Source organism: Halomonas saccharevitans (assembly GCF_032333995.1).
Classification (GTDB): domain Bacteria; phylum Pseudomonadota; class Gammaproteobacteria; order Pseudomonadales; family Halomonadaceae; genus Halomonas; species Halomonas saccharevitans.
In genome coordinates this window covers 322,389-334,362 of sequence record NZ_JAVXUR010000002.1, presented here as the reverse complement: position 1 = coordinate 334,362, position 11,974 = coordinate 322,389, and the positions used below count along the sequence as shown (strand labels likewise).

At 67.3% G+C, this 11,974-nt stretch carries 6 protein-coding genes; 1 reads left to right on the top strand and 5 read right to left on the bottom strand.

All coding sequences use genetic code 11. The annotated features are described in order from the left end of the window. The first annotated feature begins 235 nt into the window (after positions 1-235). Positions 236-2,218, top strand: coding sequence for a sensor domain-containing diguanylate cyclase (locus RSO68_RS07015; RefSeq protein WP_315585949.1), 1,983 nt, complete (start codon positions 236-238; stop codon positions 2,216-2,218). On the opposite strand, the gene RSO68_RS07010 is transcribed toward RSO68_RS07015, so the two are convergent. From RSO68_RS07010 to RSO68_RS06990, 5 genes are all read right to left on the bottom strand, one after another. Then, on the bottom strand, positions 2,208-3,989 hold the full coding sequence (locus RSO68_RS07010; RefSeq protein ID WP_315585948.1) for a bifunctional diguanylate cyclase/phosphodiesterase: 1,782 nt from the start codon (positions 3,987-3,989) through the stop codon (positions 2,208-2,210). The genes RSO68_RS07015 and RSO68_RS07010 overlap by 11 nt on opposite strands. Before the next feature lie 14 nt (positions 3,990-4,003). Then, positions 4,004-5,698, bottom strand: coding sequence for a methyl-accepting chemotaxis protein (locus tag RSO68_RS07005; RefSeq protein WP_315585947.1), 1,695 nt, complete (start codon positions 5,696-5,698; stop codon positions 4,004-4,006). Between the two features lie 113 nt (positions 5,699-5,811). Then, on the bottom strand, positions 5,812-8,289 hold the full coding sequence (locus RSO68_RS07000) for an EAL domain-containing protein (RefSeq protein ID WP_315585946.1): 2,478 nt from the start codon (positions 8,287-8,289) through the stop codon (positions 5,812-5,814). Between the two features lie 214 nt (positions 8,290-8,503). Further along, complete coding sequence (locus RSO68_RS06995; RefSeq protein WP_315585945.1) at positions 8,504-10,231, bottom strand: putative bifunctional diguanylate cyclase/phosphodiesterase; 1,728 nt, start codon at positions 10,229-10,231, stop codon at positions 8,504-8,506. Between the two features lie 147 nt (positions 10,232-10,378). Next, a complete protein-coding gene (locus RSO68_RS06990; RefSeq protein WP_315585944.1) occupies positions 10,379-11,695 on the bottom strand; it encodes a sensor domain-containing diguanylate cyclase in 1,317 nt (438 codons plus the stop codon). Positions 11,696-11,974 lie beyond the last annotated feature (279 nt).

Genomic DNA, 11,974 nt, shown 5'->3' with positions numbered 1-11,974 from the left:
GTAGGGGAGTTTTTTTATTGGCCGACCCCCGGGTGCCAGGTGTCGGCGACCCGACCTATCGGCCTGTATCGCCAAGACTTGAGCGAGATCAAAAAAACCGACGTCGCCGCAAAAAACAAAAGAGATGCCTAATAAATAGAAGCTGGGGGGATTGGAGCCCGCGCCTCGGGCTGGCAACATGCTTCTATATGCCCGAACGGCGTCGTCTCCATGACGAAGACGACAACAGACCTGAGTGGTAGCCAGCCTGACGATCCTCGAGCCCCTGACAGCCGCCCTGCGGCGACACCTGCTTTCCCTGCGCGGACGCCTGCTGCTGGGCGTCGCGGCGGTGTGGGGCCTGCTGTGCGTGATGCTGCTGGCCTTCGGCTGGCAGTCCGGCACCCTGCTGGTCGAGGAGTCCAACCGCGTGCACCTGCGCTACGAGGCGGAGCTGGTGCGCAATGCCATCACGCAGAAGATCGAGCAGCGCCTGGAGGCGCTGGAGCGCCTGGCCGACCGGCTGCCGCGTGCCGCCGCCGGCACCCTGGCCGAGGGCAACCACGAGGCGCTACTCACCCTCTTCGAGGGCCTGGTGCTGGTCGATGCCGAGAACACCGTCGTCGATAACTGGCCGGGACTGGCGGGGCGCAACGGCCTCGACATCAGTCATCGCGCCTACGCCCGCTTCATGCGCCACGTGCAGCGGCCCCACGTCAGCGACCCCTTCATCGGCATCGTCTCCGGCAAGCCGATGGTGATGATGCTGGTGCCCCGTCGGGACGCCCAGGGCCGCTACGCCGGTTTCCTCGGTGGGCTGGTGGAGATCGAGCGCAGCGAGCTGTTCGAGGACTTCAAGCGCCTGCGGCTCGGCGATGCCGGCCACGTGGTGGTGACCACGGCCTCGGGCCGGCTGCTCTATCACCCCGGGCAGCGCGATGACCGACCGGACTCGGTTGATGCGCTGAACGACCCCGGGCTCGACCTCGCCCTGTTGGGCTGGGAGGGCGAGACCCTCGAGGAGACCGGCCAGGACGGCGAGACGCTTAAGGCCTATCGTCAGATCTGGCCCGCCGACTGGGTGGTGGGTATCTATCTGCCCATGGAGCAGGCCTATGCGCCCCTGGCCAGCGTGATGAAGCGCATCACGCAGCGGGCCTGGTGGGCCCTTGGCCTGCTGCTGCCGCTGATGGGCGCGCTGATCTGGCTGACCCTGCGACCGCTGACGCGCCTGGCGCAGCAGATCAAGGAGCTGAGCCTCGGTCGCCGACGCGAGCTGGTGATTCCCACCCGGATGACGGAGCTGCGCCGCGTCGTCGATATCTTCAACGAGCTGGAACAGCAGCGGCTGCAGAGCCTCGGTGACCTTCAGCAGCGCGAGGCCTTCCTGAGGGGCATCCTCGACGCCTCGCCCCAGGGCATGTTCGTGACCGACACCCGCGGCCGGCTGACCTTCGTCAACGAGACGCTCAAGGAGCTGCTTAACATCACCCCGCCGATCCGCCTCACGGCCTGGGCGCAGCGCATCCATGAAGCGGATCGCACACCGATGATAGAGGCCTGGCGGGCCAGCCTCCTCGAGCACCAGGACGTCGTGCGCCAGTTCCGCTACATCGACGAGCACGGCGAGACGCTGTGGCTCGACGTGCATACCAATGCCATCCACGTGGAGGGCGAATTCATCGGCCTGGTGGGCGCCGTGCGCGACATCACCCAGCGTCAGCATGAAGACGCGCTGCGCCGCTGGGAGGCGGAGCACGACCCGCTGACCGGCCTGCTCAATCGCCGCGGCTTCGAGCGCCGCCTGGAGGAGGCCTTCGCCGCCTGGGAGAAGGCCGACACTCCCTCGGCGCTGCTGCTGTTCGACCTGGATCACTTCAAGCCCATCAACGACGAGGGCGGCCATGCCCTGGGCGACAGCATGCTGCGTCAGGTGGCCGACGCGATGGGGGCCGTGACGCGCAGCAGCGACCACGCCGCCCGCCAGGGCGGCGACGAGTTCGCCATGCTGCTGCCGGGCTGCGAGTGGCCCCGAGCCATGCGCATCGCCGAGGCGCTGCGGGCCCGGATCGAGGCCAACGGCCTCGAGCATCGCGGCAAGACCTGGCGGGTCACCGTCAGCATCGGCGTGAGCACCTTCCAGCGCGGCGACCAGGCCGTGGAGAACGCCGTGCGACGCGCCGATGCCGCGAGCTACCGCGCCAAGGCGCAGGGACGCAACGCCGTGATCAGCGCATGATCCCGTCCCCGCGCCGATCGATGAACAGGCTATTGCCGGCCTGACGCTTGGCCTGCCCCTTGAGCTCGGCGAGGACGTTGGCGATTTCCATCGCGGTCAGTCGCGAGCCGCTCGCCACCGGGTAGGCGGCCATCGAGAGCGTCATCAGCGGCACCGTCACCTCGCAGTGGTCGCGATCGCGCCCGGAGAGTCCACCGGCCCGGCGATGCGCCTGGTCATAGAAGGTCGGGATGAAGCGCGCGAAGCGCGCAAGGATCGCCTCGCAGCTCATCCGAGCGCCGTCGGGGTCGAGCACCAGCATGAAGTCGTCGCCGCCCACGTGGCCGACGAACCCCGCCTCGCCGACCGCCTCCTGCAACAGGCGCCCCACCGCCAGGATCACCTGATCCCCCTGGGCATAGCCGTAGGCGTCGTTATAGGCCTTGAAGCGATCCAGGTCGGCATAGACCGCGACAAAGGGCGCGTCGTCGGCCAGCCGCGCCGCCAGGGTGTCGTTGATCGCCTCGTTGCCGGGCAGCCCGGTGAGCGGGTTGGCCTGGCGGGCGCTGCGCACCTGCAGGGCGGTGATCTCGCGCAGCAGGTCGATGACCTGGCCCAGGCCGCGGTAGCGCCCGTCGGCATCGACGATGACGAAGTCGTCCTGGCTTCCCGAGGTCGAGCCGGTGATGTGGCGGCTGAGCGCCTCCAGCGGCATCGACTCCTCGGCAAGGCGCATGCGCCGATCCATCACCGCGTCGATGGGCCGCCTTGCGTGCAGGGAGTGGCTGAAGGGATTGGTGAACAGCGACAGGAAGGCGTGCTGGCGCACCAGCCCCACCGGTCGCTGTTCGGCGTCCAGCACGACCAGGCAGCGCAGCTCGGGGTCGTCGCGAAAGCGCGCCACCACCTCGGGCACCGGCGTGCCCTGGGCCACCGGCGCCAGGTGGCGGCAGAGCATCGCGGCGCTGGCGCCGAAGGAGCCCGACACCGCCGCGGGCGTCGGCGCGGGCTGCTCGAGCCGGCGCGGCGGCTCGCGGGAAGGCCGCGCGAAGTGGTAGCCCTGCATCAGCGCGCAGTTCATGCCCCGCAGGCAGCGCTGCTCGCCGGGGGTCTCGATGCCTTCGGCGATGACCCGGCAGCCCAGGCTGCGCGACACCTCGAGCAGCGAGTGCAGGAACTGCGCCTTGCCGGGGTCGCGGTCGACCTCCTGGACGAAGTGGCGATCCACCTTGACGAAATCGGGGCGCAGCTCGGCCCAGTGGCGCAGGCTGGAGTAGCCGGCCCCCAGGTCGTCCAGCGCCACCTGGAAGCCCATGCGCCGATAGTGATCCACGGCCTGGCGCATCAGTGCGTAGTCGTGGATCGGCAGATGCTCGGTGAGCTCGATCACCACCCGCTCCGGCGACAGCCCGACGCCGGCGAGGAAGGCGCGGGTCAGCCCCTCGCGGAAGTCCTCCTCGAGCAACGAGGTCGGCATGACGTTGAGGAACAGGCGCCCCGGCAGGTCCAGGGCAGCAAAGGCCTCGATGGCCAGGCGCCGACACAGCAGGTCGAGCTCCACCAGGCGGCCCGTCAGCCGGGCCGTGTCGAACAGCGTTACCGGCGAGTGCAGCGGCGAATCGGATGGCCCGCGCGACAGCGCCTCGTAGCCGAAGATGCCCTGGCAGCCGGCATCGACGATCGGCTGGAAGAGCGGCGTAATGGCGCCCTCGCGCAGGATGCGGTCGAGCTCCCGGGCCTCGCGATCGATCATCGCATCGGCGGCGCTGCCCGGGGCGGCGATAGCGTGCATCGTGTTCTCTCCCATCAGGCCGGCTGCGCCGTCGGGGCCCGGGCGGCGCGCGCCTCACGCGCATCGCTCGCCGGCTGGGTATGCTCGGACGTCGACCCGGCGTCCGGGGTGGTCTCGTCATCGTCCGAAGCCGCCAGCACCGGCAGGCAGAAGCGCGCGGTGAAGGCCCGCATCTGCTCGGCCTCGTCCTCCAGGGCCAGCGCGGTGCGCTGGGCGTCGGCCACTCTTTCGCCATTACGCTGGGTGACGGTGCCCATCTGGTGCAGCGCCTGATTGATCTGGTCGAGCCCGCGGTGCTGCTCGGTGGCGGCGTGGGCGATCCCGCCGATGCGCTCGCCGAGGCCGTGTATGGCGGTGACGATGGCCTCCATCTCCTCGCCGGCCCGGCGCGACAGCCCGTCGCCCCGCGCGACGCTGGCCCGGGAGGCCTCGGTGAGCGCGCGAATCTCGCTGGCCGACTGGGCACTGCGCGAGGCGAGCTGGCGCACCTCGCTTGCCACCACCGCGAAGCCGCGGCCGTGCTCGCCGGCCCGAGCGGCCTCCACCGAGGCGTTGAGCGCCAGCAGGTTCGTCTGGAAGGCGATGTCGTCGATCAGGCCGACGATCTCGCCGATGCGGGTCGAGCGCTCGCGGATCTCGCCCATGGTCTCGATGAAGGCGCTCATCCCCTCGCTGCCCCGGTGGGCCCGATCGGTGGCGAGCTCGGCCAGCTCGTTGGCCTCGCGGACGTGACCCGCGGTATCGGCGACCGAGGCGGTCATCTCGTCCAGGCTGGCGGCGGTCTGCTCCAGCGACGCCGCCTGCTGCTGGGTGCGCGCCGAGAGCTCCTGGTTGCCCTCATTCAGGCGCCCTGCCGTCTCCAGCACCGCGCCGCCGCCGTCGCGGATGCGCTCGACGGTCTGTGCCAGGGCCCGGCGCATGCCGTCGAGCTCGGCGTATAGCTGGCCGATCTCGTTGCTGCCTCGCGCCTCCACCGGTGTCGAGAGGTCGCCGTCGGCGATGCGCCGGAAGTGCCCGGTGATGCGTGACAGCGGGCGGATAACGTTGGCCCGCACGCCCCAGACCACCACCAGCACCAGCGCCAGCGCGCCCGCCAGGGCGGCGGCCAGGGCCAGGTTGAGCCAGCTTGCCATGGCGGTGAAGCGCGCGGCCTGGGCGTCACCGCGTGCGACCGAGGCGGCGAAGAAGGCATCGGCGCCGTCCATGAAGGCCTGGCTCATCTGGGCCACCCGGGACTTGCCGGCGTCGTAGCCCTTGAGATCCTCTTCCTCCAGCAGCATCAGCTGCAGCGAAAGCCCCGTGCCGAGTAGGGAGTGGAAGCGCGAAGCCAGCGCTTCGACGGCTTCCTCGCCGGCCGCCGTTGTGGCCGCCTCTGTCGTTGGCAGTGCCTGGAAGCGTTCGAAGGCCGCCTTGGCCGCGTCCATGTCGGCACGTGCCTGGTCGATGACAGGCCCCGGACGATCGAAGGAGGGCGCCCTCAGCAGGTGAGCGGCGCGCTCCATGGCAACCTGGGCCCTCAGGGTGGCGGTATAGGCCTGGTGGAGGGCCCTGGACTGCTGCCCCTGGCGCTCGCGGAGGTCGACGAAGGCGGTGCGGCCGTGATGATTGGCGTAGAGGCCGAGCGCGCCGGTGCCGAGGATGATCGCGCCGAAGGCGATCAGCACCAGGCTCCAGCTGAGCCGGATGGTCAGTCGATCGAGAAGTCGCATCGGGGGTCCTGTCGCTGGGAATCGGGCGGCCGGCAAGCGGCCTGATTCGCGTTATATCAGCGATTTATGACATTCCGATGGCGACAGGCCTGTGCCCTCGACGGCGCGGGCGCTCAGGCCGGGGCGCCGTCGCGGACGAGGTAGCGCTCGGCGAAGGTCGCGGCATCCGCCGGACGGCCGGTGAGAAACCCCTGGATCAGGTTGACGTGATAGCGGGAGAGCGCCTGCAGCTGCTCATCGGTCTCCACGCCCTCGGCCACGACCCGCAGGCCGAGCTCCTTGGCCAGGCCCGTCACCGCGGCGACGATGGCCGAGCTGCCGCGGCTCTCGCCGAGCTTCTGGATGAAGCTGCGGTCGATCTTGAGGGTGGTCACCGGCAGGTCCTGCAGGTAGCTCAGCGAGGAGTAGCCGGTGCCGAAGTCGTCGATGGCGATGCGACAGCCGAGATCGCGCAGCGCCTGCAGGGTGTGTATCGCCTCCTGCTGCTTGTCAAGCAGGATGCTCTCGGTGAGCTCGAAGCCGATCTGCCCCGCCGGCAGGTCATAGGCGGCGTAGAGTTCGCGCACCTGGGCGACCAGGTCGCTCTGCCAGAACTGGCGCGCCGACAGGTTGACGGCGACGCGGGGGGGCGCGAGACCGGCGTCCAGCCAGTCACGCTGCTGGGCGGCCACCAGATGCATCAGCCGCTCGCCGAGTGGCAGGATCAGCCCCGAGCGTTCGGCCAGGGGAATGAAGTCGCCGGGAGAGACATGGCCGAGGGTCGGATGATGCCAGCGCAGCAGCGCCTCGGCGCCGTGCACTTCGCCACTATCGCGATCGAAGAGCGGCTGATAGTGCACGCCCAGCCCCTCGCCGGTCTCGGCGGTATTACGCAGCGCGGTCTCCAGCTCCAGCCGCCCGCGATCCTGGCGGTGCATGTCGGCGCGAAACAGCCGGTAGGTATTGCGGCCTTCCTGCTTGGCGCGGTACATGGCGGCATCGGCCTGGCGCACCAGCATCTCGACCTCTGCACCGTCGTCCGGGAAGAGGCTGATGCCCAGGCTGCAGCCGACCCGGAACACCTGACCACCCACCTCGAAGGGCGAACTCACCGATTCGACGAGCCGGCGCGCCACGCGCGTGACCTCCTCGACCTCGCGAATCTCGTTGAGCAGCACGATGAATTCGTCACCGCCCTGGCGGGCCAGGGTATCGTCCTCGCGTAGCTGGGCGCGCAGCCGCTGGGAGACCTTGAGCAGCAGCTCGTCACCCACCGCGTGGCCCAGGGCATCATTGACCTGCTTGAAGTGATCCAGGTCGAGGAAGATCACGGCCAGGCGCTGCTGCTGGCGCCGGGCATGGCGGATCGCCAGTTCCAGGCGGTCCTCCAGCAGGCGCCGGTTGGGCAGCCGTGTCAGGGGGTCGTAGTAGGCCAGGCGGCGCACCTGCTCCTCGTTCTCGCGAACGTGGGTGATGTCGCTGAACAGTGCTGCGTAATTGCTGACCTCGCCCTGATCGTTGCGAATGGCGGTAATGGTCAACAGCTCCAGGTAGAGCTGACCGCTCTTGCGTCGGTTCCAGATCTCGCCGCGCCAGTAGCCGTGCTCCTGCAGGGCCTGCCACATGCCCTGATAGAAGTCGGCACCGTGGCGCCCCGAGGAGAGCAGCGCGGGCGTGCGTCCCGCCGCTTCCTCGAGGCTGTAGCCGGTCAGGTGCGTGAAGGCCGGATTGACGAACTCGATGCGCGTCTGGGCATCGGTGATGATGATGCCTTCCAGGGAAGAGTCGATGACCCGCTCGGCCAGCTGCAGGTTACGGCGCGACTGGCCCAGGGCCTGATCGCGCTGCTCCAGCGCCTCGCGCAGATCCTCCAGATAGAGATGCTCGGCGCCGGCCAGCAGGTCCTGAAACCCCAGCAGGCCGACGACGTTACCCTCCCCGTCGATCACACCCAGGTGGCGCACCCGCTGATCGATCAACATGTCCCGAGCATGGATCAGCGCCTCATCGAGGCCTATCGTCAGCAGCGGCCGGCTGGCGAGTTCGCCGATGGCGGTGGCGCCCGGGTGGCGCGCCACGAATTTCACCAGGTCGCGCTCGGTGAGAATGCCGAGCTCCTCGCCGCTACAGATCACCACGGCGGCGTTGCAGCCCTCTCGGCGCATGCGCCTCGCGGCATCGTTCAACGACAGCTCGCCCTGCAGCAGCAGAGGCTGAAGGCGCATCGCACCGCCGACCTCGCGCAAACGCAGGTAGGGCTCCAGGCCCTGGTTCAGGGCCATGTCGGTCTGGGAGATGATGCCCTTGGGGCTGCCGGCATCGTCGACCACCAGCAGATGGCGGCGCTGCTCGGTACGGAAACGCACGGCGGCCTCTCCGACCGGCGTCGCCTGATGGATCGTGGCAACGGGATGGCTCATCACCCGCTCGATGGGCAGTCTCAAGGCCTCGGGACGGGTGAAGTCAACGGACAGGCTGTCGTGTTCTGTCCAGATACCGATCGCCTGCTCATCCCGCACCACCAGCATCGCGCTGACACGCCGCTCGGCCATGCGGGCCGCGGCCTCACACAGCGGCGTCTCCGGCGGGCAGGTCAGAAGGCCGGTATTCATAATGCGCTCTACGGGGAGCTCTTGCGTCATGGGGTCTCGCTTTCGCTCCAGGGGGCAATATGCCGAACGTACGCCCTGTAAACATCAATAAAAAGTAATGCAATTTAAACGCCTTGGTCACCATACAAAAGCGCAAGCTGCGCCCGTGTCTTGATGCAGATCAAAGAATCAACGATGCCGATGCCCGGAAAACCGCGACAACGGTGCCCGAGGATCATTTCGCCTCGAGCGACGGCTGTGGGCCCGAGGGCCCGGTCAGGTGCATGGCCAGAGCCGACCATTCGTGGCGGCCCGGCCACTCCTGCAACCAGCCGGGGAAGCGCTCGGCCGGCATAGGCCGAGCGATGCCGTAGCCCTGCACGCGGGCACAGCCCAGCGCCAGCAGAGCACGAGCATGCGCCAGGGTCTCGACGCCTTCGGCGAGCATCGGTCGCCGGAAGCGATTGGCCATGTAGATGACGCTCTCGACGATGGCCATGTCATCGGGGTCAGTGAGCATGTCGCGCACGAAGCTCTGGTCGATCTTGATCAGATCCACCGGCAGCTGGCGCAGGTGGGTCAGCGAAGAGTAGCCGGTGCCGAAATCGTCGATGGCAAAGTCGATCCCCAACGCCTGACACCGACGCATGGTCGCCATGGCGGATTGAATATCGTGCATGGCGGCGCTCTCCAGCACCTCGAGCTTGAGCAGCTTCGACGGGACCTCGGGGTAGCGGTTCAACAGCCACTCCAACCGCTCGACAAACCGGCCGCTAAGCAGGTGGGCGGGGCTGATATTGACGTGCACCGCGAGCTCTATGCCCTGCTCTCGCCAGGCCAGCAACTGTCGCAACGCGGCCTCGATCACCCACTCGCCGAGCTCGATCTCGAGCGCCGTGCCCTCGATGACCGGCAGGAAGTGTCCGGGGGCGAGCATGCCCTGTTCCGGATGTTGCCAGCGCACCAGGGCCTCGGTACCGATGATCTCGCCGCCGAACATGTCCACCTGGGGCTGGTAGTGCAGCGTCAGTTCACCCTGCGCCAGGGCGACGGCGAAACGCTGCCGGTGGGCTTCCCGCGCCTGAATCTCGCGATCGAAGCCGGTATCGAAGACATGGTAGGTATCGCGACCCTGTTGCTTGGCCCGGTGCATCGCCTGGGTGGCATGGCGCAGCAGCACGTCGCCGTCCTCGTCGTCCTGAGGATAGAAGGTGACGCCCAGGCTGGCCGTGACCTGCAGGCACCGCCCCTTGAGAAATAGCGGCTGACGGATAGAGGCCAGCAACTGCTTCAGGGTGTCGTCGTCGGCGCCCTGATGCAGCAGCAGCACGAACTCGTCGCCGCCGACCCGGGCCAGGATGTCGTCGCCATGCAGCTGGTAGCTGATGCGCTGCGCCAGCGAGGTGATCAACAGGTCGCCGACCTCCTGGCCGTGCTGGTCGTTGATCCGCTTGAAGCGATCGATATCCAGCGCGCAGATCGCCAGGCTTCCGCCCTGGCGATGGGCATGCCGCAGGGACTCCTGGATCAGCTGCGTCAGCAGCTGCAGGTTCGGCAGGCCGGTCAGAGCATCGAAGTAGACCTGACGGCCGGCCCGCCGGCCAGATGACGCCAGGGCGGCCAGGTCGGAGAGCACCATGACATGGTGCGAGGTGTTACCCCGCGCATCACGGACGCGGCTGTTGGACATGACCGCCGGGCAGTCATGGCCGTCACGATGGCGGTAGGTGATCTCGGCCTTGCAGTGATCGTTAAAGTGCAGCGCCTGCCACAGGCTCTCGCCCCCGGGCGCGAGCGAACCCGGGAGGAAAAGCCCCTCGGGCGACTGACCGAGTACCGCCTCGCGCGTCAACCCCGTCAGCTCGGTAAAGGCCGGATTGGCATCGAGGATGCCATGGTCGGGATCGGTGATGATGATCGCCTCCGCGACATCGTTAAAGACACCGGCGGCAAGTTCATCCACGGGCGTGTCGAGACGCTGCTGCCCACAGGTGCAGTGGCTCCCTTGCTGGTGTGCATGCCCAGAGTGTGACTGACTCTCGCTGTTCATCCTCTCGCCCGCCTCCTTGCTCCGATCCTGAGTGCCGTCTCACCATCTCCGCCCCGGCCGCTAGTCTCGTGCCATCTCATCGGCCACCACACAGTTGCGGCCCATCGACTTGGCCCGGTAGAGCGCCTCATCGGCGCGTACCAGCATGCTGTCCATATCATCGCCCGGCCGGTACTCGGTGATGCCCATGCTGATGGTGATACGCAGGCCGTGCAGGCGCGACTCGGCAATCTGGCCGCGCAATCGCTCGGCGAAGACGCGGCTTCCCCGCAGCCGAGTATCGGGCAACAGGATGGTGAACTCCTCGCCCCCCCATCGCGAGAGAACGTCGGTACTCCTGAGATTGCCGGACACGCGATCGGCCAACTGCTTGAGGATGGCATCGCCCGTATCATGGCCGTGCTGGTCGTTGACGTACTTGAAGTGATCGATGTCGAAGATCAGCAGCGAGAAGGTCTCATCGCTGAGCTCGGCCTGGAAAATGGCCTGACGAAGGGCCGTATCGAAGGCGCGTCGATTGTAGGCCCCGGTGAGGTGGTCGAGGGTCGCCTGCCGCTCGAGCTCGTCCTCCATGCGCTTGCGCTCGGCAATGTTGTGGAACACGGACACGAAGTTGCGGATCCGGCCGGCATCGTCGCTTACCGCCGTAATGGATTGCCAGAGCGGATAGATATCACCGTACTTGTTGCGGTTCCAGATCTCTCCCTGCCAGTGGCCGGTCTCGAGCAGGGCGTCCCAGAGCTTGGCATAGAAATCGGGCGAATGGCGCCCGGACTTGAAGATGCGGGGCGTCTTACCCAGCACCTCATGCTCCCGATAACCGGTGATGTTGGTGAACGCCTGGTTGGCGCGTTCGATGCGCATATCGGCGTCGGTGATCAACGTCGCCTGTCCGGTCTCGAAAGCGGTCGCCATCAGTTTCAGCTCGTTCTCCTGGCGCTTGCGCTCGGTGATATCCTCCTTGACCGCCACGAAATTGACGACGTCGCCCTCATCGTTGCGCACCGGCGTGATCACCTCGGCCTCCCAGTAGAGCTCACCGTTCTTGCGCCGGTTGAGCAGCTCGCCCTGCCACACGCGACCGGCTCGCAGCGTATGCCAGAGGTCACGATAGACCTCGCTGGGCGTCTCGCCGGACTGGATCATCGCCGGTGTCTGGCCAATCAGCTCCTCACGCGAGTATCCCGTCACATCCAGGAAGCGCTGATTGACGAAGCTGATGCGTCCCTTGGGATCGGTGATGGCTGTGGCCGCCGGGCTCTGTTCAACGGCGATATAGAGCTGGCTGAAGTGCTTTCGCAGCGAGGCGATGTCATGCCAGGCATTCCCCAGGATGCCTTCCACCTCCGCCATGGTGCCGACCCGAGCTTCGGTCATTGAACGACTTCCTTTTCCCTGTGGACACGCTCTGATACGCCACCCCGGCCGCTTGGGCCCCTATGGCCATGGGGCATGACGTATGCTCGGCTCGAGACGCCGAATATAGCCTGGGCCATATCGATGGCCCCACGATGTCCAATGCTGGTATGCGCCCGCGCGAGCGCCCGTTGTTATGGATGCAAACGAGGGTAGTGCAAGCCGTTGAACCTGGTATGACCGGAAACCCCGCATTGCACTTTCATTGATATATATCAATTTATCCTGAACAAAGCGATC

Excerpts from the sequence above, each read along its gene's own strand:
- RSO68_RS07010 (WP_315585948.1), bottom strand. The coding sequence starts at position 3,989 with ATGCACGCTATCGCCGCCCCGGGCAGCGCCGCCGATGCGATGATCGAT.
- RSO68_RS07005 (WP_315585947.1), bottom strand. The coding sequence starts at position 5,698 with ATGCGACTTCTCGATCGACTGACCATCCGGCTCAGCTGGAGCCTGGTG.
- RSO68_RS06990 (WP_315585944.1), bottom strand. The coding sequence starts at position 11,695 with ATGACCGAAGCTCGGGTCGGCACCATGGCGGAGGTGGAAGGCATCCTG.
- RSO68_RS07000 (WP_315585946.1), bottom strand. The coding sequence starts at position 8,289 with ATGAATACCGGCCTTCTGACCTGCCCGCCGGAGACGCCGCTGTGTGAG.